This window comes from Candidatus Sodalis pierantonius str. SOPE (genome assembly GCF_000517405.1).
Taxonomy (GTDB): Bacteria; Pseudomonadota; Gammaproteobacteria; order Enterobacterales; family Enterobacteriaceae; genus Sodalis_C; species Sodalis_C pierantonii.
In genome coordinates, this window is record NZ_CP006568.1 from 1,680,244 (window position 1) to 1,703,854 (window position 23,611).

Genomic DNA, 23,611 nt, shown 5'->3' on the forward strand with positions numbered 1-23,611 from the left:
CATGCCCCCGGAAGCTAAAAGTCTCCAGAGTATGGCGGAACAGAAGATGAGCGATCGGACAGAATCGGAATCGCTGATCGGGCGACCGGAATCAGCACGGGGATCGCGGCCAGCGCAGCACCCGACGCAGCCTGCATTACTATTTCGTCGCCCAGGATATCCATGAACGGGCCAGCTCAGCGCATGCGCGTTATCAGCAACTCCGCGGAGAGCTGCGTTTCAGCGATGTGCTGTTCCGTTTCCAACGCCTGTTGGAAATGCAGGCCCGCGCCTGCGAAAAACTCTCGCAATCTATTCTGCTGCGCCGTCGTTATCAGCACGATCCACGTTTCGAGCGCCTTTTTAGCCATCTTGACGCCGCCATCGCCAGCGCCGGTGCGGGGGCGCCCCTCGGCGCGCTGCACCCTTTGCTGAGCAACCTGCGCTCGATTGATGCCCAACTGGCCACCATCGAATCCGAGCAGGCCATCGCCCGAATGCCCACCGAGGATAATAGCCTGTCCGACGATAAGCTTACCGGCTGGCTGGATATCCGCAGCCGTTTGCGGCTGAATCTGACGCCGGAATCCGCCCTGTTCCGTCATGCGGTGCGCATGTCGCTGGTATTGTGCGCCGGCTACGCGTTTATCCGTTTAAGCGGCATGCATTATGGCTATTGGATAATGCTGACCAGCCTGTTCGTCTGCCAGCCAAACTATCAGGCAACGCGACGGCGGCTGGCGCTGCGTATTATCGGTACCGTCGCCGGGGTAGTGATTGGCCTGCCGGTGCTGTATTTTATACCGTCCACCGAAGGTCAGCTGGTGCTTATCGTGTTGAGCGGCACGCTGTTTTTTTGCCTTTCGCAATAGCCAATATGCCCAGGCCACCCTGTTTATCACCCTGCTGGTGATGCTCTGCTTCAACCTGGTCGACCAGGGCTTTGAGGTCGCGCTGCCGCGCCTGTTCGATACCCTGGTGGGCTGCGCCATCGCCTGGGCGGCGGTCAGTTTTATCTGGCCCGACTGGCGCTTTCGGCGCCTGCCCGCCGTGGTGGAAAAAAGCCTGACTGCCAACTGCCGCTACCTGGATGCCATTTTGGTGCAATACCATCAAGGCAAAGATAACCGCCTCGAGTACCGCGTGGCGCACAGTGATGCCCACAACCGCGATGCGGAACTGGCGTCGGTGGTGTCGAATATGTCCGCCGAACGCCGCGCGGGCGGGGAGCTCATGGATAACGCCTTCCGCCTGCTGTGTTTGAGCCACACCTTTCTCAGTTATGTTTCCACCTTGGGCGTCCACCGGGGGCTTATCGACAACCCGGCGGTGCTAGATATTCTTAATGACGCCACCTGTTATGTCGATGCTTTTCAGGCGCGTCTTAGCCAGGAGCGCGAAAAACTGCTGGCGCGTATCGCACAACTGGAGCCGGAGCCGGGCGCCCGGGAACAGCTGGTGATGCAGCAGGTCGGCCTGTTGCTGGCGCTGCTCCCTGAATTGACCGGCCGCAGCCGGCTGATAGCGCAGCAGAGTTAGCTTGCGCCCGAAGTGACATCAGGCATGGCGGCGATGCCACTCCATCAGTTCGTTTCGCAAACACGGGGGCAGCGCCGCCAAATGCCGCCCTGCCAATGCCCCTTCCAGGGCCAACAGAACTTTGACGCTCAAATCCCGTTTGATGTTACGTAATTTCAGATAACTTGCTTTAGCGCCATGATTGCGCAGCGCATCCACATTTTGGATACCGGCTTTCCATAAAAGCCGCTCAATGCCCTGGCCGATGTTGGGCAGGTCTTTCAGGCGCGGGTGATCCGCCCGCACCTGCCGTTCGCGGCGCGCCTCCTCCAGCGTTTGTCTCCTGAGTACTATCAGCGTCGCCGGCGCATCCCACAGGGTCTCCGGCAGATGATAATAGTTCAGCGTGACAGGGATGCCGCGCTTGGTGTAGATCAGTTTGCGCATCCCCAGCTCGCTATAGCGGTCTTCGTTGCCGCGAATACCGCGCAGCCAGCACTCGCCCTCGAGGATTAGCGCGAACATGACCCCTCCTGCCGCCACGCTGTAGCCCCCGAATTGAGAACGGGTCGTTATCTCCCCTAATGGAGAAAACAGCGTCTTTGCCTGTTGAATACGTAACTTATAGTTAGCGTTCATGTGTTTTTCCTCTCATTCCTTTCATTGCGTGGCGTGATCCCGCCACTGCTGCATCACGTCCCGCAGGCTATCAACTTAATTCGCGCTATTTAAATACCTATTCACGGATCTGCGAGGCCGATTGATCTTTTGGTTGATTTTAACGCGCATCCCGGATACTGTGTTTTTATGGGTCTTCCCCTGTTGTGGTGGCTCAATCGACAGTTTTGCATTTTTACTTTACTTATTTCTTTTGGCTGGAACTTGGACTTCTATATGGATGTCAAACGTATTTACGTTTAAAGGAATAACGTTCATGTCATGCTTAAAAAAATATGCATATGCCCCATTTATCTTACTGCTTCATGGTGTTGCAGCATCGGCCTCACCAAATCTGATGTATAACACTGATAAGAAAGACTATTCACTGTCACCAGAGGTAACGCCAAAATTATCTTGGGAGAAAAGTGAGTCTCAAGTTGATAAAACTCAATATTGTCTTACCCCTAGCGATCCGGGATGCAGCAATATGTGGCAAAAGGAAAATGAAAAGGAGAATGACGAGCGAATACAACATCACCAGCAAAAAAATTTTATAACTCCCTAAAATGATTGCTCAAAAATTCATATTTAGTTTCCCATAGTGGAACATTACGCCCATCTTGAAACGTTCTTTGTTCCTGAGGCCCCGTGACTTGATCCTGAGCAGCCGTATTTTGCTGTTCAGGGACTCCGCATTCCCATTTGATACCCGGTTTTTCATTGCATTCAGAATGCCGTAAAGGCGTTTTGCCACCATGCGGGCAATGCTGGCCATGAGCGGTATGCCGGTGTCTTTAGCCATCGCTATTCATTCCTGCCACAGCTTACGGCTATGATTGTCATAGCGGCGGTGCCACAGATCGCGAGCAAGCTCTTTCATTACCCAGCACTGGCTCGTTTGGGGTAACATCAGCCGGGCAACTTCTAACCTCTCTGCCCGGCACCCGAGGCGATTTTGCTTGCTGTAAAACCATAGATAGCGTGAGCGGTGGGCGTCTTTCCTGTCTGACGACGGGATCTGTTTCATCTCAGCCTGACGGGTTTTATCAACGACGGCGCACAACATTTTTGCCACATGGAAGTGATCGAAAGCGATTTTATCGACGGCATTGGGGAGATGGATGCGGGCTGCACTGATATAGGCCATGTTCATGTCCATAGACAGCGTTTTTATCTCATCAAGCTGGTGATCTCTCAGCCTGCGCAGATAACTGGCAAGGCTTTCTACACCACGGTCGTCGATCAGTTGCAAAGCGCGTCCCTGCCTGTCAGAGATAACGGTGACGTACTGGTGTCCTTTTTTGAACCCGACTTCATCCACGCAGAGGTGACGGGCGGATAAGGGTTGTTTTATCCGGGCCAAGCCTCGTTTGACTGCGCGCATCATGATGCCGTCAACGGCATTCCAACTGAGTTTGAACTGCTTTCTGACAGCATCCACGGTGCTGACTTTCAGCCATGAAAGAACAAAGGGTTAGAACAACAAGGTGTAGCGGCTGCCTGACCCTGCCCAGGGAACAGGCAGTATCTGGCAACCGTGCTCGGGGCAGTCAACACGCGGGGGACATCAGCCTCAACCAGCGTGGTGAACTGACAGGTATCGAGGTGACGCCATTTACGACGCCGGTGATCATGTATGGAGCAGGATTTACCGCAGGTTGGGCAGGCCAGTTGTGTGTGCTCGGCAATGCCGACAATTACCGTCACTGATCCAGATTTTTCATCAAGAGAAAGGGATTGTACCTGCCACGGTGCGAACAGGTTAAGGATATCGGCATAGAGGGACTTTTCGTCCATGGCAGACTCCTCAAAAATCAAGACTGCCATCATAATGCCCTTAGCCACCACAACAGAGGAAGACCCGTTTTTATACAGTAACACAGGGGCAGACATCCAATGCAAACTCATCCTTATGCCACACCCGTAACCGGCGCACGCCGCCGCCGCGACGCCCAGCCTGAGGGCGTGAACGCGCCTTTGGCGCAGGGAGGGATCAGCGAAGTGGTTTATATTGAAGATCAGCCGGTGGTCGGACATATTCTGCTGCCGCTGCCGCTGCCGCTGCCGCTGCCGCTGCTGCGCCAGCTGGGTTTGCAATCCCGGCGGCTGCTGTGGCTGACATCGTCACGGCGGCTGAGCCGTCCCTGGCTGGCCCAGTCGGGCCTGCCGCTGCAAAAGGTGGTGCAGCTGCGTCAGCCGTCAGCGTTCGATACCGTTGCGGCAATGGAAAAAGCCTTGCTCACCGGCAATTTCAGCGTCATTCTGAGGTGATTTCCCGCTGAGCTGTCGGAAACGGACAAGCGTCGTTTGCAGAATGCCGCCCAGCAAGGCGGAACTTTCGGTTTCATCATGTATCCGCAAAGCGGCTCGAATCGTCATTCTGGACAGTTTTCAGGGTTAAAAATTCACTCAACTTTGTATCATTAAGTAAAATTAGGATTATTCTCAGGTCGACGGCCCGTCGACCAGAATGATCGCCTCCCAAACGGGGGAAATCCAGTGGATATGCGGCTTCGCGACCGTTTTCTTTCCTCACCGCAGCGTTTTTTTTGGCCCTTTTTTCCCTTCGTCGCTGCCCTGAAACGCTGTTTTTTATTAGCGGCTTACTACATCTTTCTTGTAAGTTTCCTACTTCGTTGTAGACTTTAATTCGCCGGGGTTGCTCTATAACGCTATTTTAATGGCGATGCACAGAGTCTGAGCACGAACGCCGGCAATGGATTTCTAAAATTAGCTTTAAAAGCTCATTTCCTATTTGGATGATAACGAGGCGCAAACGATGAAAAAGACGGCTTTGTTGAATAAATCGAACTTTTAGGTGACTGGCGGCTCTGATCACTACATTCGTTTCAAAATCAGGTCCCCATGGCAAAGCAAAAGTTTAAAATCACCAACTGGCCCGCATACAACAATGCGCTCAGGCAGCGGGGGGACATGACAGTATGGCTTGATGAGTCAGCCATTGCTGCATGGACTGAGAGTACACCACCTGAACATCGTGGCCGGCCGCTTCACTACACCGATATGGCCATTACCACGGTTCTGATGATAAAGCGCGTGTTTAACCTTTCGCTCCGGGCGTTACAGGGTTTCGTTGACGCGATTTTAAACTGATGGGGCTGTCGCTGCGCTGCCCAGATTACTCTCTGGTCAGCCGGCGAGCAAAAACCGTCGACATCAGCATAAAAACGCCAACCCGCGGCGAAATCTCACACCTGGTCATCGATGGCACCGGCCTGAAAATCTTCGGCGAAGGCGAATGGAAAGTCAGGCAGCATGGGGCTGAGAGGCGCAGAGTATGGCGCAAGCTTCATCTGGCAGTAGATAGCGCGACACATGAAATTATCTGTGCCGATTTATCGCTAAGCGGTACGACAGATGCGCAGGCGCTGCCCGGGCTGATTAACCAAACCCACCGGAAAATCAGGGAAGCGTCGGCTGACAGTGCTTACGATACGCGTTACTGTCATGATGCTCTGCTGAGGAAAAAAATAAAGCCGCTTATCCCACCGCGAAGTGGTGCGCAATATTGGCCAGCTCGATACCATGAGCGTAACCATGCGGTGGCAAATCAGCATCTGAGCGGCAATAACGATACCTGGAAAAAGAAAGTAGGTTATCACCGGCGTTCACTGGCTGAAACGGCCATGTTCCGGTTTAAAACACTTCTGGGTGGTCATCTGAGTCTGCATGACTATGACGCGCAGGTAGGTGAGGCTATGGCAATGGTCAAAGCGCTTAACCGGATCACGTTGTTAGGAATGCCAAACAGCGTCCGCATCATGTAACAATCGCCCTGATAGGGAGGAAGTCGTCACAAATTTCGGATTTATTCAACAAAGCGGAAAAAGACAGCTATCGCACTTGCAGTGGCACTGGCAGGTTTCGCAACCGTAGCGCAAGCCGCTCCGAAAGACGACACCTGGTACACTGGCGGCAAACTGGGCTGGTCCCAGTACCACGACACCGGTTTCTACGGTAACGGTTTCGACAACCGCATCGGCAACGGTCCTACCCGTGATGACCAGTTAGGCGCGGGTGCTTTCGTCGGCTACCAGGCGAACCAGTACCTTGGTTTCGAGCTGGGCTACGACTGGCTGGGCCGTATGGCGTACAAAGGCAGCGTGAACAACGGCTCGTTCAAAGCGCAGGGTATTTCCCTGGCCGCCAAGCTGAGCTACCCGCTGACCGACGACCTGGACATCTACACCCGTCTGGGCGGCATGGTATGGCATGCTGATTCCAAAGGTGCTTACGACAACGGCAATGCAGGCCCGCGTAAGCGACCACGACACCGGCGTTTCCCCGCTGGCCGCTGTGGATCTGGAATATGCCTGGACCAAAAACTGGGCTACCCGTCTGGACTACCAGTGAGTTAACAACATCGGTGATACCGGTACCGTCGGTATCCGTCCTGATAACTCCATAGCTGAGCGTTGGCGTGTCCTACCGCTTTGGCCAGGATGAAGTGGCTGCCCCGGCTTCGGCTCCGGTTGTTCAGACCAAGCGCTTCACCCTGAAGTCTGACGTGCTGTTCAACTTCGACAAAGCCACGCTGAAACCGGAAGGTCAGCAAGCGCTGGATCAGCTGTACTCCCAGCTGAGCTCGATGGATCCGAAAGACGGCTCCGTTATCGTTCTGGGCTACACCGACCGTATCGGTTCCGACGCCTACAACCAGAAACTGTCTCAGGCGCGCGCACAGAGCGTCGTAAGCTACCTGGTTTCCAAAGGTATCCCTTCCGACAAGATTTCCGCACGCGGTATGGGTAAATCCAACCCGGTTACTGGCAACACCTGTAACAGCGTGAAAGGCCGCGCCGCAGTCATCAGCTGCCTGGCCCCTGATCGTCGCGTAGAGATCGAAGTGAAAGGCATCAAAGACGTGGTAACTCAGCCGCAGGCTTAAGTTATCATATCGTGATAAACCCCGGCGCGGCCGGGTTTTTACCCCTTGATATTACTAGGCGTTAAGCATATTTTCAATGACTTAAGCCCTCTTTGGGGTCTAGTGATTAACCATCAGAACCCATATGTGTGGATGGAATGTGGATGTTCCCCCTCAGCGGATTCAGCGCTATGGCATCTTGCAAATAGTCTGGAGCAAGATGTGCATAGGTCATGGTCTGCTGAATATTTGCATGGCCCATTATCTTCTGTAGCGTCAAAAGATTACCTCCGTTAATCATGAAATGCGCAGCAAATGTATGGCGGAGTACGTGAGCAGCTTGACCTTTGGGCAAGTCAGGTTTGACTTCTCGCAACATTTTTCTGTACTCACTATAATTCACGTTGCACAATGTTCCTGATGCTTTCATTTTTACCGCTTTTATCACTTCATCAGAAAGGGGAACAGTGCGAACCTTACCGTTTTTGGTTTCCGTAAAAGTTGCCCTGTTGTGCTGGATGCGCTCAGCCTTCAGGCTTGTAGCCTCTCCCCATCTCGCACCTGTACTAAGGCATAAAATAGTGATCCGCTGTGCATCACCTTCCGTAGCTTCTAACAAGCGGGCTATCTCCTCGCTCGTAAGATAGGTCATCTCGGGTGTTTTTTCTTTAAGCGCTGAAAGTGCCCGTATTGGAGCCTGTTTAGAAATTTGTGTATTTGCTTGATTTTGATATGTTCAATCCAACATCAAAAACAGGTTAATTTATGGACGAAAAACAGTTGCAGGCTCTGGCTAACGAACTGGCCAAAAATCTCAAAACCCCTGAAGATCTCAGTCACTTCGATCGGCTGCTGAAAAAAATCAGCGTCAAAGCAGCTCTCAATGCCGAAATGACCCATCACCTCGGCTACGATAAAAATCAGCCTAAACCGGGGACCAACGCCCGCAACGGCTATTCCACAAAAACCATTACCACTGGCTATGGCCCGCTGGCGCTGCGTACTCCACGCGATCGTGACGGTTCCTTTGAACCGCAACTGGTGAAGAAGAACCAGCCCCGGATTACCGGGATGGATAACCAGATTTTATCGTTGTACGCCAAAGGGATGACCACCCGCGAGATCGCCGCCGCGTTCAAAGAGCTGTATGACGCCGATGTCTCGCCGGCGCTGGTCTCAAAGGTCACCGATGCGGTCATGGAGCAGGTTGTCGAATGGCAAAACCGGCCTCTGGATGCAGTCTATCCCATTGTTTATCTTGACTGTATCGTTCTAAAAGTCCGGCAGGACAGCCGCATCATCAACAAATCTGTGTTCCTGGCGCTGGGCATCAACATCGAAGGCCAGAAAGAGTTGCTAGGTATGTGGCTGGCCGAAAATGAAGGCGCAAAGTTCTGGCTGAACGTGCTGACAGAGCTGAAAAACCGCGGCCTGAACGATATCCTTATCGCCTGCGTAGACGGACTGAAAGGTTTCCCTGACGCTATTAACGCGGTGTATCCGGAGGCGCGGCTCCAGCTGTGTATCGTGCATATGGTGCGCAACAGCCTGCTGTTCGTCTCCTGGAAGAACTACAAGGCCGTCACCCGCGACCTGAAAGCTATTCTTCAGGCCCCTACGGAAGAAGCCGGCTTGCAGGCGCTGGAAGCGTTCTCCAGTGCCTGGGACATCCGCTACCCGCAAATAAGTCGAAGCTGGCAGGCAAACTGGGCCAATCTGGCCACGTTCTTTGCCTACCCAACGGACATCCGCAAGGTGATCTACACGACCAACGCCATCGAGTCGTTAAACAGCGTGATCCGGCATGCCATCAAAAAGCGCAAGGTGTTCCCGACCGACGACGCAGTGAAAAAGGTGGTGTGGCTGGCGATACAGGCGGCCTCACAGAAATGGACAATGCCTTTGAGGGACTGGCGCATGGCAATGAGCCGCTTTATTATCGAGTTCGGTGACCGCCTGGACGGTCACTTCTGAGAAAAGGCATTTACACAGAATCGTGTACAGGGTCGTTGTCTATAATCCCATTATTTCGCCGTCATCGTTTCCGCATTATTTCGGCCAAGCTACATCCATTGCGCATTCCAATTAATGATGTCGGACTATGTTGCCCGTCCATGGCGCTATCTCACCGTGATAGTCGCCTCTTCCATGAATAGGGCCGCACGGTGCCAATGTGGCCACAAAGTGCCGATGATGGCGCGGCAGTTAATTGCCCCCGCCCTTTTCTCGCAAACGCAGGGCTGGCAAACAGGGGGTGTCCTTTGCGGCTGGTGACAGGCGTAGGGCATCACCCTTTGCGGCCATCAGTTGGTTTTTTCGCCGAGGATAGCCTTCAGGTCGCTGCGCAACGACGACAGGGTTTTGTCGACTTTTTCCTTACGTTCCGCATCTTCTAGCAGGTTGATAATGGTCTCTGACAGGGTGTTCCCGCGTCGCTGGGCCAGCGCGGCCAAGCGTTGCCAAACCAGGTATTCCAAATCGATGGATTTCTTGCGCGTATGTTGATGTTCAGCGTTAAAGTGCCGCTTACGCCGCGCCCGAATGGTTTGCTTCATGCGGTTTTCCAGCACGGGATGCATTGACTCGCGAATCCATTTCAGAATTTTTTCCGGCTGGTGCTGATAACTGATAAGCTCCTGAACAGATTCCGCCGCCGCGCTGTTCTCTTCGTGACGGGAGATGCGCTCCCCTTCACGGTGTTTTTTAATCAGGTATTTCCACTTCCAACCGGTTTCCAAATTTTCAAGCTACTGGTATTTCATAGGAGCGCACCTGTGACCGTGTAACCTGTGCCTGATGATAGCATTGTTGGTTGTTAATTCACTAATATTTGTCCGTACCGATCATTTGACGCCCGCACCGGGGCATTCAGGCAATGATGCGTCAGGGAGCAAAACAGGCCGAGACGAAGCAATGTCTCTTCTTGTATAATCAGCGTTTCCCTGAACAGCGACGTTATTTATCATTTTGACCAATAAAAAATTAGAATGGAAATATTTACTGCCCGATCTGGCCGGTTTCGCGGCGGTATTTGACCAACCCTGCCCGCCTCTGTCCGCCCCTTTGGCAACGCTTCAGGCCCGTCTCACGGACGGGTTGACGCAATTTTGCCATTCACGCTCGCCCAGCCGTTTTATGCTGCTGACGGCGCAGGAGGAGGAGGAATATTTTCAGCTAATTGCCGAGACGGTGAAACAGATCCTGCCAGCGTCGGGTCACCCCGTCGGCAGCCGCTATGTCGTGACTGGTATGGGCGTAAGCGAACAGCCGGCGACCAAGGTGGATGATAACTTCGCCGCGCGCGACGCCTGCGTCTGGCAGTCCTGGGTGGAGTATGAGCCGCTGTTTGGCGCGCTGCGCTGCTATCGGGATGTAATCGATCTACAGCCGGGCCTAGTGCACCACGCCAACGGCGGTGTCCTTATCGTCGGCGTACGCGCGCTGGTGAGCCAGCCTTTGCTCTGGCTGCGGCTCAAGCAGATGATTTTACAGCAGCGCTTTGATTGGCTGCCGGCGGACGACCGCCGGCCATTGCCGGTGTCCGTACCGTCAATGCCGCTGAACTTGCGGCTTATTGTGGTCGGCGATCGCGAAGGATTGGCCGACCTTAACGATTTGGAGCCCGAGCTTACCCGTTTGGCGCTGTATGGCGAATTTGAGTCCGAATTGCGCATTGCCGGCGCGGAGGAGATGAGCCAGTGGTGCGCCTGGGTAAACACGCTCGCGCAGCGCCAGGGATTACCGCTGCTGAGCGCCGATGCCTGGCCGGTGCTGGTGCGGCAGTCGGTCCGCTACAGCGGCGATCAGTGCCAACTGCCTTTATGTCCGCAATGGCTTATCCGCCGGTTAAAAGAGGCGGCGCTGTACGGCTCGCAGCAGGCGCTGACCGCCGCGGCGTTTACCGACAGTGAGCGCACCCGTGTCTGGCGCGAAAGTTATCTCAGCGAGCGTATGCAAGACGAGATCGCCGAAGGCCAGGTTATGGTGGAAACCGAGGGACAGGTGGTCGGCCAGGTCAATGCCCTTTCGGTGCTGGATTTTCCGGGCCACCCGCTGCCGTTCGGCGAGCCGTCGCGCATTAGCTGCGTGGTTCATTTGGGCGATGGCGAAATTAACGACGTGGAGCGTAAGGCGGAACTGGGCGGCAATCTTCACGCTAAGGGCATGATGATTATGCAGGCGTTTTTGATGTCGGCGCTGGAACTCGACCAACAGCTGCCCTTCTCCGCCTCGCTGGTCTTCGAGCAGTCCTATGGCGAGGTCGACGGAGATAGCGCCTCGCTGGCGGAAGGGGTGGCGCTAATTAGCGCCCTGGCGGATAGACCCATCAATCAGCAAATCGCCGTTACCGGCTCGGTGGATCAATTCGGCCACGTACAGCCCATCGGCGGCGTCAATGAGAAAATAGAAGGCTTCTTTGCCCTGTGCCGGTCGCGCGAGCTGACCGGCGCTCAAGGGGTAATTATTCCTACCGCCAATGTGCGCTACCTTTGCCTCAATGACGATGTCATCGATGCGGTGCGCGAGGGGCAATTTTCCCTTTGGGCGGTGGATACTATCGATGAAGCGTTGGAAATCCTGACCGCGATGCCGTTTGACCACGACAAGGGTCCAAGTCTTCTTGCGTCGATACGCGAACGTATCGCCAATGTTAATCTGCACGAACGGCAACGTTTGCCCTGGGGCTTCCGCTGGCTAAACTGGTTTAACCAGAGCTAAGGGAATTGTCAGCAGCCTGCATGTCGGGTAATGTGCGAGACTCAATAATTAGGGTTTAGAGAAATATGGTAGATAAACGCGTATACTATACCAAAGAAGATCTGCTGGCGTCCAGCCGCGGCGAACTGTTCGGCAAAGAGGGCCCGCAGTTGCCGGCACCGAATATGCTGATGATGGACCGGGTGGTCAAAATGACCGAAGACGGCGGTAATTACAATAAAGGTTTCGTGGAAGCGGAACTGGATATTCACCCGGATATGTGGTTCTTCGGCTGCCATTTTATCGGCGATCCGGTGATGCCCGGCTGTTTGGGTCTGGACGCCATGTGGCAATTGGTGGGTTTCTATCTGGGCTGGCTGGGCGGCGAAGGCAAAGGCCGCGCGCTTGGCGTCGGCGAAGTGAAATTCACCGGGCAAATCTTGCCGAGCGCGAAAAAAGTGACTTATCGCATTCATTTCCGCCGCGTGATTAACCGCAAGCTAGTAATGGGCATGGCTGACGGCGAAGTACTGTGCGACGGTACCGTGATTTATACCGCGAGCGATTTGAAAGTCGGCCTGTTCAAAGATACCGCGGCTTTCTGATGTTTATGGCCGGCATGACGACGCTTTCTGCCGGCGCGCGCCGACGACGTCCGTAAAAAAAACCTCCGCGCCAGGCGGAGGTCGTTCTTGGGCGACAAATCAGATTACCGACCTGTCTTCCATGGCTTTGCGCCAGCCTCCCAACCAGTGAGAGCGTGCGTCAAGTGATTGATATGGACAAAGTTCACGGGGACGCCCTGACAGACCCGCTTGATAGCCGCGTGAATGAGCACGTTCAAGGCGATCTCGTTTTTGTCTTTTCATAGGTTTATCCCTCATCATCTTGGCTGGTTGAAAGAAAACGGTAAGCTCTAGCGGCGAGGTTACACCTAATCTTTAATGAGAAAAGCGGCGAAGATCAAACCACCACGTCATCGATTTGTCATCTCGGCAGGGCAAAATTGACAAATCTCTCGGCCCTAAAAAAGACGCCGGTCGGGATAAACCGCTGAATTACCTCTTGTGTCGGCAACCTCCGCGAACGCCGGCCGCGACAGCCGGCGGCTTATGTAAATGCCTATAACAAATAATTATTAGTTTATAGCTATAAATTCTTTCGCCACCTGCTGCCCGACAGTTTCCCAGCCCTGCGCCAGCGTACGCACCAGCGCATCGTAGCCATCCTTTTTCTGGGGCAGCGTCAAATTAAACGGCTGGCGGATGACGCGTCCGTCGTGGGTCAAAAGCCACACCCCCTGTACGACTGCGCGCCCATCGTAACGGCCGTGGAAACCGGTGATGGTGACCGCCAACTGGTCGCTATCACCGCTGCTACCGATGGGTTGCGTGGATACCAGCGTCCCCGGTAGCGCGGCGCTTAAATTCGCCACCAGCGATTGCTGTAACTGCTGTTCCAGCGGACTGGCCCACAGATTGCTGCGGGCCGTGATGTACTGCACGTCGCTGGTTTGATAGACCAGTCCGTTGCCGGCCAGAAAATCCGCCACCGATACCTGCGCTAAAAGTCTCCCTTTTTGCATTATTTCGCCCTCTTCGGCTGTGGATCTTTACCTTTATCCGCTTCAAAAACCAGCGCGTTGCTCTTGCTGTTCAGCGTCCGCAACACTGGTTGCAGCTCGCGCAGCACCTGATCGAGGCGCTGCATGTCCACCACCATTTTATTGTAGGCGGGGGCGCCGGGCTGGAACCCTTTCATACTGCGGTTCAGCTCTTTCAGAGTCTGCTGCATATCTTGGGGCAATTGCTGCATCGACGCGCTTTCGGTGATCTTATTCACGACCTTCAGCGTGCGCTGTAGCTCTTGTAGCATGCTCCAACTTTGCGCCAGCGTACTGGTGGCTTGATTGAGCATCGGATCGAGCGGTAGCGCATTAATTTTATCCAGCGTTGCGGTCAGTTTTTGCTGTATCTGCGCCAGACCGGCGCTGGTGGTCGGCAGGACCGGGTAACCCTTGACGGTCGAGGGCCTCGGCCAGGCTTTGGCCTGCGGATAGAAATCCAAATCGACATTATAGCGCGCCGGTCAGCAAGTTGGCGCTCTTGAGCGCCGCGCGGAAGCCCTGCCCTTCGACCTCGGTCAGGCGCTTATTAATATCAAAGTTTTTACCTACCTTGCTGATAAAGCGATCCGGCTCAATGCGAATGAGCACCGGTACGCGATAGTCGCCGTTCATTTCCTGATCGGCGCTAACGGTGGCGAACGGCACCTCCGCCACGGTCCCCAGGCGGATGCCGCGGAATTCTACCGGCGCCCCCGGTTGCAGGCCGCGAATCGAATCGTCAAAGAACAGGACATAGTCCTGATGTTGGGTGTAAAGGGAATCGGCGATGTCGTTCTTATTATCGAACAGCTGATAACGCTGCTGTTCTTTGGCCGACTGTCCCAGTTCCCAGCCGGTCGGCACATCGAAACTGACCCCGCCGGCAAACAGCGTGGTCAGCGAGCCCATTTCCACGCGCATGCCGGAGGCCGACAAATTGAGCGCCACGCCGCTGTCCTTCCAGAAACGGACATTGGTGGTCACCAGGGTATCATAAGGCGCGTTGATAAAGAGCTGATAATTCATCATGCGCTTAAGCGGATCGAAGTGGCTGGTTTCCACCGTACCGACGCGGAAGCCGCGAAACAGCACCGGATCGCAGGCGCTCAACTGGCCAGAACGATCGCTGTCCAGCTGGATTCGGATTCCGCGCGCATCGGGAGAAGCCAGCGGCGGCGCGTCCAACAATTTGAATTCCCGCGAGGTCTCTTCGCTGGATCCGGGTTGCAGTTGAATATAGGCGCCGGATAATAGGGTCCCTAATCCCGACACCCCTTCCTTGCCGATCTGCGGCTTCACCACCCAAAACGCCGAGTCTTTATTCAGCATTTTTTCCATGCCGTTATAGATGCGCGCTTTGATTTCCACCTGGCGTAAATCGTCACTCAGCATCACGCTCTCGACGGTGCCGACATCCACGCTGCGGCTTTTGATGGCGGTTTTTCCGGCTTCAATACCCTCAGCGCTGCTGGTGGTCAGGGTGATCACTTTGCCCTGATGGCTGAAATGGTAAAACAGGATCCAGGCGCCAATGAGGACGGTGACAATGGGAACGATCCACACCGGCGACCAGCGTTTGATCTTCTCCACTCGGGCTTTCTGATAATTATTTTCCGTCAACGGTCGACTCCTTTAGCGTGGTATGCGAAGCCCTGTCCCACAAAAGACGGGGGTCAAAAGTTTTGGCGGCGATCATGGTCAAGATGACCACCGCGGCAAACAGCAGCACGCCGATGCCGGGGCTAATGCTCATCAGCCTACCCATGCGCACCAGGCCAGACAGCACGGCAATAACAAAAACATCTATCATCGACCAGCGGCCGACGAATTCCACCACCTCGTAGAGCAGGTGCATCCGTTCGCTGTCGGCCGCGTTTCGCTCGCCGCGGCCGGCGGCGTCCCAGCACAGCCAGCCCAGCGCAATCATCTTCAGGCTGGGGACCATGATACTGGCGATAAAAATTACCGCCGCCACCGGTATCGGGCCGTCCTCCCACAGCAGGATAACGCCGGCCATGATGGTGGAATTAAGTCGATTACCCAGCCCGTCGGTAATCATAATCGGCAGCAGATTGGCCGGCACATAGAGCATCAATGAGGTGAGTAACAGCGCCAGCGTCCATTGCAGGCTATGGATACGTCGCGCGTGCTCGCGGGTACGGCAGCGCGGACAAATGGCGGCGTCCGCGGGCAGGATCAGCGTACAACAGCTGCAAGCGCGTATGCCCTGCGCCAGGAGGCCGCCCTCACCGGGCCGCAATCGCGTTACCGGCGACGTGAACGGCATGATGACGTTCCATAACCAGCAGGGGTCAACGCATTGTAACGCCCTCAGTTGCAGCAAGCAGAAGAAACAGAATGGAATAAAACTGTTGCCGATGCCTATCTGGCTGTAAGCCATCAATTTGACAAAACTGACCAGCACCCCAACCAAGAAAATCTCCGCCATGCCCCAACTGCGCAGGGCGAATAATAACTTGGCCAGAAACGCCTTCAGGCGAAACGGCAGCGGTACATCTAGACACAATAAGATGATCAAAATCATGCAAAGCGCGGGGATAGCCTGCACGCACAGCAAAAACACGCCCGCCAGGCTGGAAAAATGATCGCTAACCATCACCAGCGGAATTTGCGGCAGCGTTATTTGCCGCTTTATGCCGGAGACTTCCATATTGACAAAGGGGAAGAGATTGGCCAGCCCCTGCATCACCAGCGCGCTGATGGCGCCCCCCCCCCCGGCTGGCGTTTGGGATCGTGCCAATAGCTCTGCAAGGTGTTACGGCACCGCGGGCAGATCCCCATCTGGCCGGGCGTCAGCGGCGGCAGCGCCACCAATAAATCACAGTGCGGGCAAAGCACGTGATGTTGATGTCGGGGATAATCGCACACGCCTACCTCCTATGGTGCTTTCCGTTTGCGCGGGTAATCGGCGGGCGGCATAGACCGCCCGCCAGGGCCTATTCCGCCGCGCCGTTCCTTTGCGCTTCCAGCGTTTCCCAGCGGCTGAACGCCTGCTCAAGCGCGTCCTCCGCCTGCGCAATCGCCGTCAGCACCGGCTGCGTTGTCTCGTGGGGTTGACTGAAAAAGTCCGGCGCCGCCACTTGCGCCTGCAATTGGCCTATTTCCTGCTCCAATCGCTCGATCTGCCCCGGGAGGGTTTCCAGCTCCCGTTGCAGGTTATAACTGAGTTTCCCCCCGCCGCGTTTGGCAGAAGATGGGGTAGCCCCAGGCGCGGGCGCCGGGGGCTTCTGCACCGGCGCCGGCTGCGCCCTTAGCGCGCGCCGATTGCTGCGCTGGCGCTGCGCGTCAAAATAACCGCCCACGTAACACTCGATGCGCCCTTCCCCTTCAAAAATCCAGCATTCGGTCACCGAGTTATCCACAAACTGGCGATCGTGGCTGACCAGCAGTACGGTGCCCTGATAGCTGTCGAGGAGCTCTTCCAGCAATTCCAGGGTTTCGACATCAAGATCGTTGGTGGGTTCGTCAAGAATCAGCAGGTTGCTGGGATTAAGAAACAGCCGCGCCAATAACAACCGATTACGCTCGCCGCCTGAAAGCGCTTTTACCGGCGTCATTGCCCGTTTCGGATGAAACAGAAAGTCCTGTAGGTAGCCCAACACGTGACGCGAGCGACCGTTGACCATCACCTCCTGCTTACCCTCGGCCAGGTTGTCCATCACGGTACGCTCCGGATCGAGCACCGCGCGATACTGGTCGAAATAGGCGACTTCCAGCTTGGTGCCGCAGTGTATGCGGCCGCTATCGGCGCCAAGTTGACCCAGCATCAGCTTCAGCAGCGTGGTTTTACCACAGCCGTTGGGGCCGATAAGAGCAATTTTATCCTCGCGCTGCACCTGCGCGCTGAAGTGGCTAATCAGCGTTTTCCCTTCTAGGCCATAGCTGACGTCTTCCAGTTCAAAGACGATTTTGCCCGACCGCGCCGCCTCTTCCACCTGGATTTTCGCGCTGCCCATCACTTCACGACGCTCGGAACGCTCTTGACGCAGCGCCTTCAACGCGCGCATCCGCCCTGCATTCCGCGTGCGCCGGGCTTTAATCCCCTGGCGGATCCACACCTCTTCCAGAGCCAGTTTGCGATCGAACTCGGCGTTCTGCAGCTCCTGCACCCGCAGCTCTTCCTCTTTTCCTTTCAGGTATTTGTCATAATTACCCGGCCAGGAGACCAGCTTGCCGCGGTCCAAATCGACGATGCGGGTCGCCATCGCGCGGATAAACGAGCGGTCATGGGAGATGAAAATAATGCTGCCGGGAAAGGTCTTCAGGAAAGCTTCCAGCCAGTCAATGGTTTCAATATCCAGATGGTTGGTCGGTTCATCCAGCAGCAGCACCTGTGGTTCGCACACCAGCGCGCGGCCCAGCGCCGCCTTGCGCAGCCAGCCGCCGGACAGCGATGACAGTTGGCTGTCTGCGCCCAGGCCTATCTGCGCAATTACCTCATGGATGCGCTTTTCCAAATGCCACAAATTTTGATGGTCGAGAATTTCCATCAGCCGGCCCATTTCCGCCAGATTTTTTTCGCTCGGGTCCTGTTCTACCCGCTGAGAAATCCCGTGATAGGCTTTCAGTATCTGTGCCTGCGCCTCGACACCTTCGGCAACGAAATCGAAAACGCTGCCAGTAACGTCCCGTGGCGGATCTTGCTGCAGCCGGGCGACGATGACATCCTGCTCGAAAATCAGTTGACCATCGTCGAGGGGCACCTCGCGGCTCAAGATTTTCATCAAGGTGGATTTGCCGGCGCCGTTGCGCCCCACCAGGCAGACGCGCTCGTTGCGCTCAATATGTAGCTCGGTGTTATCCAGCAGCGGCGCATCACTGAACGACAACCAGGCGCCGGAAAGACTGATTAATGACATGGCTTAGAGATCCTTGTCCGCATGGCTTATCAGCCAGCAGTGATGAATTTGTCGGTTGCGGGCGAAGTCCGGCGAGCGGGTACGATCGGTTATCGGCTGCGCCCTCAGGCCCAGCGCGGTCAGCCCCGCATCATCCAGTTGGAAACCGCGTCTGTTGTTGGAGAACATGATGGTACCGCCGGTGCGCAACAGCCGTTTGAGCTCGGCCATCAGCGCCACATGGTCGCGCTGAACGTCAAAGGTATCGGCCATCCGCTTGGAATTGGAGAAGGTGGGCGGGTCGATGAATATCACATCGAACGTTTCCTGCACCATCGATAGCCACGCCCGGCAATCCGCCTGTATCAGCCGGTGCTGACGGCCCACCAGGTCGTTGCTGCGCAGATTTTTTTCCGCCCACTCCAAATAGGTGCGCGACATATCCACCGAGGTGGTGCTGCGCGCGCCGCCAATACCGGCATGGACGCTGCCGCTGCCGGTGTAGGCGAACAAATTGAGGAAGTCTTTGCCGCGGCTCATTTCCCCCAGCATCCTGCGCGCAATGCGGTGATCGAGGAATAGCCCGGTATCCAAGTAGTCGGTCAAGTTGACCCACAATTTGGCGCCGTACTCCTCCACCAGCAAGAATTCGCCCTTCTGCGCCAGTTTTTCATATTGATTCTTGCCTTTCTGCCGCTCGCGCGCTTTGACCACCAGACGGCTGGCCTGTATCGCCAGCACCGCCAGGGTGGCATTAATCACATCGTACAGCCGCTGCCGCGCACGCTCGGGTTCCACGCTTTTCGGCGCCACATACTCCTGAATCACCACCCAGCTGCTGTAGCGATCGATAGCGACATTGTAATCCGGCAGATCGGCGTCATACAGCCTGTAGCAATCCAGCTTTTCCCGCTCGACCCATTTTTGCAGCGAGCGCACATTTTTGCGCAGGCGGTTGGCGAAATCGGCGGCAATTTGCCCTTTCCCCTGGCCGGGCGGAACGGCGGTTTCCGCCAGCAGGTAGTTCTTCTGCTCGCAGTCCAGCGGGCCGTTTTTGGCTTTAAAACTGCGTTCTGCGCGCAGCATCAACGCGCCGAGCAGCGCCGGCGAGGCGCTGAACAACGACAGCCGCCAGCCGCCGAACCGGCTTTTCATGACCCGCCCGAGCTGGTTGTGCAGGGCGATAAGCGCCGGTTCACTCTCTAGGCGCTCACCGTAAGGGGGATTGCTTACAACCGTCCCGCGCGGCCCCTCCGGCAGCGGATTTACCCGCTGCGCCACTTCGCCGGCCTGGAAGGTTATCAGCGCAGACACGCCGGCGCGGCGCGCGTTTTGGCGCGCCTTCTCCAGCACCCGGCTGTCGACATCGGAGCCGTAAAAGCGCGACGGCGTTTGTGCCAGCCCCGCTCGGGCACGCTCGCGCGCTTCGCGCACCGTCTCTTGCCATAGCGCCTCATCATGCCCGGACCAGGCGGAAAATCCCCAAAACGGACGCGTAAGCCCGGGGGCGCAATCGGCCGCGATCAGCGCCGCTTCAATCAGCAGCGTACCGGAGCCGCACATCGGATCCAGCAGCGGCGTACCGGGTTGCCAGCCGGAGCGCAGCACGATGGCGGCGGCGAGATTCTCCTTTAACGGCGCCTGACCCTGCGCATCGCGATAGCCACGCTGGTGCAGGCTGCTGCCTCTCAGATCAAGCGACAGCATCACCCGGTCGCGGTGCAGATAGGCCTGAATGCGGATATCGGGCTGCTGGCGGTCGACATCGGGTCGACGCGCGCCGTGGCGGGTAAAACTGTCGACGATGGCGTCCTTAACCTTCAGCGCGCCATACTGGCTGTTGCGGATTGCCGCGTTGGTGCCGCTGAAATGTACGGCGAAACGTTTATCCACCGTGAACAGCGACGGCCAGTTCACCGCCTGCACACCGCGATACAGGTCGCCATCGCTGCCGACGCTGAAATCGTTCAGCGGCAGGACGATGCGCGACGCCAGACGACTCCACAACAGCGCGCGGTAAAGCAGCCGGCTATCGGCCTGGAAGTGCACGCCGCCCAGCGCAACTTTACACGAGGCGGCCCCCAGGGTTTCCAGCTCGCTTTTCAACAGTTCTTCCAAGCCTTGTGCCGTGGTGGCAAACAGAGAATTCATCTGGTCTCTTATTATTAATTAAAAAGAAAATCGTTGCGCATTATAGCCAATCCTGCCCCATTGTCATAAAGTTGACCGTCATCACAAACGGCACGGAGGCAGAATGAGTATTTTATCGCGTTTATATGTGCATCCGGTGAAATCAATGCGCGGGTTGCAGCTATCGCACGCCCTGGCCGGCGCCGAAGGGTTGGCGTTTGATCGCGTTTTTATGCTCACCGACGCCGACGGCGCCTTTATCACCGCCCGTCAGTATCCGCAGATGTTATTATTCACCCCGGTAATGCTGCCGGGCGGGCTGCACCTTACCGCCCCCGACGGGCAAAGCCGCCACGTGCGTTTTACCGATTTTTCCGCGCCGGCGCAGCCGGTTGAGATCTGGGGGAATCATTTTACCGCTCATCCGGCGCCGGAGACCATCAATACCGGGCTTTCCGGCTATCTTGAACAGCCGGTTACCCTCTGCTGGACGGGCGAGCATAGCCACAGGCGGGTGAAACGCTTCCTGGCCGTCCCGCTGTCGTTCGCCGACGGCTATCCCTATATTCTGATAAGCGAAGCGTCCTTTTTGGATTTACAGCGCCGCTGCCCGGCGGGCGTCACCCTGACCCAGTTTCGGCCAAATCTGGTGGTGACCGGCACCGAAGCGTATGCGGAAGATAGCTGGCATCGTCTGCGTATTGGCGAGGTCGAGTTTGAAGTGGTAAAGCCGTGCAGCCGCTGCGTTCTGACCACGGTCAACGTGGAACAGGGCCATAAACATCCTGGGGATGAGCCGCTGCGCACCTTACAAGGCTATCGCAGTGCCGACGACGATAACGTCTATTTCGGCCAGAATGTGATCGCCCGCACCACTGGTATCGTGCGGGTCGGCGACAATGTCGAGGTCCTTAGCACCCGTAAGCCGCGTCGCTATCGCGCCGCCAGCCCCGCAAGCGCGGCCACGCCCCCCCCCCAGGCCGCCGACGCGCCGGTGACCATTGTGTATCAGGGCCGGCAATTTATCGGCAACCAACGGGATATCTTACTGGAGCAGTTGGAGCTGCAGGGCATACGCATCCCCTACTCCTGTCGGGCTGGCATTTGCGGCACCTGCAAGGTGAAATTATTGTCGGGTGACGTTGCGCCGCTGACCGGCAGCGCGACGGCATCGGCGCCGTGGATCCTCTCTTGCAGTTGCCTACCGCGCGGCGATGTCCATCTGGAATAGCCATCGCGCCCGCGCGAGCGGCCTGGGACCGCTGACGCTTTCGCCAGCCTGATCGGGTCTTATACCGCCGTCGCGAACTGCAAATCGTCCTGGCGCGGCGCCGGTTGAAGCCGGTCATGCATAATTTTTATCGCGTCGCCAAGCGCCATGCGGCGGCCGGCCAGCGTCAGACAGGGTTGCGCCAGCACGCACAGGCTGGCGTTGTCGCCGGCCTCGGCGATAAGCAATCGCGCCCGTTCGCCGCCGCCGTTCACGCAAACCAACACGCTGTCCCTCTCTTGGGGTTGCCAGGCGTCCGTCGGATGCTGCGTTTGAAAATGCCAACTCTTGGGCATTTGCGGCTTTAAAAAGCGCAACGCCACCAGCGCATTGAGCACCAGTTCAGCGCGCAGGGCATCGGTGAGCGGCAACGCCCGGCTTTTATCCTCAAATTGATAATAAAGCGCGGCGTCGTCAACGCAAAAACGCGTGCGCTCGAACGCATCAGGGGTCAGCATTTTCGCGCAAAAGCGCGAACGGAATACCAAGCCTTCCGACAGATCAAGCATCATACGGTCGTGTTCAGCATCGAAAAACCAATGCCAGTTATCGCCAGGGGTGATCTTCATCCATTTACCTTTTATCACGTCGCCAATTCAGGGCCTGGTCGCTATCCGGCAAGCGTCACCTGCAGAGCCGGAAATTTAATTGATCTTAAATTAGCAGTAAACGAATAAAAGATAAACGAGGCTGGATAAGAAATATGCCTCCAGCCCCCATTATTTTGTCAAGATTGTCTAAATATCGCTGACAATATCCTTTATCAAGCGCGGACCATGGAAAATAAAGCCCGAATAGATCTGAATAAGCGAAGCGCCGGCCGCCATTTTTTCCCTGGCCGCGATAAGCGAATCGATACCACCGACCCCGATAATCGGTAATTTACCTTGTAACTCAGCGGACAATTGTCGGATAACTTCCGTACTGCGCAATTGCAGCGGCCGGCCGCTCAGACCACCGGTTTGGGCACTATGGTCCAGGCGCTGCACCAGCTTCCGGCCCGTAGTGGTATTGGTCGCGATGACGCCGTCGATATTATGGCGCACCAAACTATCGGCAACCTGGATCAATTCCGCCTCGCTCATGTCGGGGGCTATTTTCACCGCCACCGGCACATATTTGTGATGGTAGGCTTGCAGCGCCGCCTGCTTATTTTTTATCGCCGACAACAGATCATCCAGCGCCGCGCCAAATTGCAGGGTGTGCAGCCCGGGCGTATTGGGGGATGAAATATTCACCGCGATATAACAGGCGTAAGGATAGACCTTCTCCATGCAGATCAGATAATCATCCTTGCCCTGCTCCACCGGCGTATCTTTATTTTTCCCGATATTGATACCCAGCACACCGCCGAAATGGGATTTTTGGACGTTCTCCACCAGGTTGTCGACCCCGTGGTTATTAAAGCCCATACGGTTTATCAAGCCGCCGGCCTTCACCAGACGGAACAAACGCGGTTTTTCATTGCCGGGCTGCGCGCGAGGCGTGACCGTGCCCACTTCAATAAAACCGAAGCCCATGGCGCCAAGCGCGTCGATGCAATCACCGTCTTTATCCAATCCTGCGGCCAGCCCAAGGGGGTTTTTGAAAGCGATACCCATACAGTTGACGGTTTTGGTTGGTACCGATTGGCGCACCAGCCATTCCAGCGGAGTGCCGGTAATGCGCTTAAGCTGCCGAAAAGTCAATTCATGGGCCCGTTCCGGGTCGAGCTGGAACAATACCTGCTTGATAAGCGGATATAACATGAGGTCTCCTGATTCCCGGTTGCAACCGGGGCGGTATTATCAATCATCGGCGCGGGAAAGGGAATCAATGATGGCCGCAAAAAAGGGCACCCCTGCGGATGCCCTGCGAACGACGGCGCGTTGGCGCGCGGCGATAGCCCGTTTTCGCCAGTCCTCTCCGCGGACCGCGCTGCGCCGAGGCGGGCTGCCATACTGCGCCCCCGCCGGCCAACCGTGATTATCTATCGCCGGCGGAAACCGTGCGGCGCCTGCCGT

15 protein-coding genes and 7 pseudogenes are annotated in these 23,611 nt (G+C 56.1%); 9 read left to right on the forward strand and 13 right to left on the reverse strand.

All coding sequences use genetic code 11. The annotated features are described in order from the left end of the window. Window positions 1-14 precede the first annotated feature (14 nt). Window positions 15-164 carry a hypothetical protein gene (locus SOPEG_RS28215; RefSeq protein WP_158382359.1) on the reverse strand — a complete coding sequence of 50 codons (150 nt, stop codon included), beginning with the start codon at window positions 162-164 and terminating at the stop codon, window positions 15-17. On the opposite strand from SOPEG_RS28215, the pseudogene yccS reads away from it, so the two are divergent. Beyond that, window positions 99-1,518: pseudogene (gene yccS, locus SOPEG_RS26160) on the forward strand (YccS family putative transporter); the annotation flags it as partial. The gene SOPEG_RS28215 and the pseudogene yccS sit on opposite strands and share 66 nt — an antisense overlap. Before the next feature lie 18 nt (window positions 1,519-1,536). Here the strand turns inward: yccS and SOPEG_RS08575 are convergent. Then, window positions 1,537-2,136, reverse strand: a complete 600-nt coding sequence (locus tag SOPEG_RS08575; RefSeq protein ID WP_025245027.1) for a TfoX/Sxy family DNA transformation protein — start codon at window positions 2,134-2,136, stop codon at window positions 1,537-1,539. A gap of 121 nt (window positions 2,137-2,257) precedes the next feature. Here SOPEG_RS08575 and SOPEG_RS27290 point away from each other — a divergent pair, with 121 nt between their 5' ends. Further along, window positions 2,258-2,722: a hypothetical protein gene (locus SOPEG_RS27290; RefSeq protein ID WP_148297033.1), complete on the forward strand. Its 465-nt coding sequence runs from the start codon at window positions 2,258-2,260 to the stop codon at window positions 2,720-2,722. Between the two features lie 9 nt (window positions 2,723-2,731). Here the strand turns inward: SOPEG_RS27290 and SOPEG_RS26165 are convergent. Beyond that, window positions 2,732-3,954, reverse strand: a pseudogene (locus tag SOPEG_RS26165) (ISL3 family transposase). Window positions 3,955-4,053: 99 nt separating this feature from the next. Here SOPEG_RS26165 and sulA point away from each other — a divergent pair. The 3 pseudogenes from sulA to ompA all read left to right on the forward strand — a co-directional run bounded on the left by sulA (window position 4,054) and on the right by ompA (window position 7,066). After that, window positions 4,054-4,584, forward strand: a pseudogene (gene sulA, locus SOPEG_RS30835) (SOS-induced cell division inhibitor SulA). A gap of 438 nt (window positions 4,585-5,022) precedes the next feature. Then, window positions 5,023-5,945, forward strand: a pseudogene (locus tag SOPEG_RS08595) (IS5-like element ISSoEn1 family transposase). Between the two features lie 39 nt (window positions 5,946-5,984). Continuing rightward, a pseudogene (gene ompA / locus SOPEG_RS08600) lies at window positions 5,985-7,066 on the forward strand (porin OmpA). A 106-nt stretch (window positions 7,067-7,172) separates the two neighbouring features. On the opposite strand, the gene SOPEG_RS08605 reads toward ompA, so the two are convergent. Further along, complete coding sequence (locus SOPEG_RS08605) at window positions 7,173-7,697, reverse strand: tyrosine-type recombinase/integrase (protein WP_025245028.1); 525 nt, start codon at window positions 7,695-7,697, stop codon at window positions 7,173-7,175. Window positions 7,698-7,810: 113 nt separating this feature from the next. On the opposite strand from SOPEG_RS08605, the gene SOPEG_RS08610 reads away from it, so the two are divergent. Next, the gene (locus SOPEG_RS08610; protein WP_025245029.1) at window positions 7,811-9,019 is read left to right on the forward strand and encodes an IS256 family transposase; all 1,209 of its coding nucleotides are present in this window, start codon (window positions 7,811-7,813) and stop codon (window positions 9,017-9,019) included. A 329-nt stretch (window positions 9,020-9,348) separates the two neighbouring features. Here the strand turns inward: SOPEG_RS08610 and matP are convergent, their stop codons facing one another. Further along, window positions 9,349-9,783, reverse strand: coding sequence for a macrodomain Ter protein MatP (gene matP, locus SOPEG_RS08615; RefSeq protein WP_236851704.1), 435 nt, complete (start codon window positions 9,781-9,783; stop codon window positions 9,349-9,351). Between the two features lie 229 nt (window positions 9,784-10,012). On the opposite strand from matP, the gene SOPEG_RS08620 reads away from it, so the two are divergent. Together SOPEG_RS08620 and fabA are read left to right on the forward strand one after the other, a co-directional pair. After that, window positions 10,013-11,764: an AAA family ATPase gene (locus tag SOPEG_RS08620; protein ID WP_025245030.1), complete on the forward strand. Its 1,752-nt coding sequence runs from the start codon at window positions 10,013-10,015 to the stop codon at window positions 11,762-11,764. 65 nt (window positions 11,765-11,829) lie between these two features. Next, a complete protein-coding gene (fabA, locus tag SOPEG_RS08625) occupies window positions 11,830-12,348 on the forward strand; it encodes a bifunctional 3-hydroxydecanoyl-ACP dehydratase/trans-2-decenoyl-ACP isomerase (protein ID WP_025245031.1) in 519 nt (172 codons plus the stop codon). Between the two features lie 99 nt (window positions 12,349-12,447). Here the strand turns inward: fabA and rmf are convergent, their stop codons facing one another. The 6 genes and pseudogenes from rmf to rlmKL form a co-directional block, all read right to left on the reverse strand. Further along, on the reverse strand, window positions 12,448-12,612 hold the full coding sequence (rmf, locus tag SOPEG_RS24380) for a ribosome modulation factor (protein ID WP_071882302.1): 165 nt from the start codon (window positions 12,610-12,612) through the stop codon (window positions 12,448-12,450). Between the two features lie 269 nt (window positions 12,613-12,881). Then, window positions 12,882-13,328 carry a membrane integrity-associated transporter subunit PqiC gene (gene pqiC, locus SOPEG_RS08630; RefSeq protein ID WP_025245032.1) on the reverse strand — a complete coding sequence of 149 codons (447 nt, stop codon included), beginning with the start codon at window positions 13,326-13,328 and terminating at the stop codon, window positions 12,882-12,884. Then, a pseudogene (pqiB, locus tag SOPEG_RS08635) lies at window positions 13,328-14,969 on the reverse strand (intermembrane transport protein PqiB). The gene pqiC and the pseudogene pqiB overlap by 1 nt, the downstream one beginning before the upstream one ends. Then, window positions 14,956-16,238, reverse strand: a pseudogene (gene pqiA, locus SOPEG_RS08640) (membrane integrity-associated transporter subunit PqiA). Before pqiA ends, pqiB begins: the two co-directional pseudogenes overlap by 14 nt. Window positions 16,239-16,306: 68 nt before the next feature. Continuing rightward, a complete protein-coding gene (locus tag SOPEG_RS08645; RefSeq protein ID WP_025245033.1) occupies window positions 16,307-18,229 on the reverse strand; it encodes an ABC transporter ATP-binding protein in 1,923 nt (640 codons plus the stop codon). A gap of 3 nt (window positions 18,230-18,232) precedes the next feature. Then, entirely contained in the window at window positions 18,233-20,359 is a 2,127-nt protein-coding gene (gene rlmKL / locus SOPEG_RS08650) for a bifunctional 23S rRNA (guanine(2069)-N(7))-methyltransferase RlmK/23S rRNA (guanine(2445)-N(2))-methyltransferase RlmL (RefSeq protein WP_038468473.1), read from the reverse strand. Window positions 20,360-20,462: 103 nt separating this feature from the next. Here rlmKL and SOPEG_RS08655 point away from each other — a divergent pair, with 103 nt between their 5' ends. Continuing rightward, a complete protein-coding gene (locus SOPEG_RS08655; RefSeq protein WP_025245034.1) occupies window positions 20,463-21,569 on the forward strand; it encodes a YcbX family protein in 1,107 nt (368 codons plus the stop codon). A 59-nt stretch (window positions 21,570-21,628) separates the two neighbouring features. Here SOPEG_RS08655 and SOPEG_RS08660 read toward each other — a convergent pair whose 3' ends face one another. Together SOPEG_RS08660 and pyrD are read right to left on the reverse strand one after the other, a co-directional pair. After that, window positions 21,629-22,177: a cell division protein ZapC gene (locus tag SOPEG_RS08660; protein WP_025245035.1), complete on the reverse strand. Its 549-nt coding sequence runs from the start codon at window positions 22,175-22,177 to the stop codon at window positions 21,629-21,631. Window positions 22,178-22,345: 168 nt separating this feature from the next. Next, window positions 22,346-23,356: a quinone-dependent dihydroorotate dehydrogenase gene (pyrD, locus tag SOPEG_RS08665; RefSeq protein WP_025245036.1), complete on the reverse strand. Its 1,011-nt coding sequence runs from the start codon at window positions 23,354-23,356 to the stop codon at window positions 22,346-22,348. Between the last annotated feature and the right edge of the window lie 255 nt (window positions 23,357-23,611).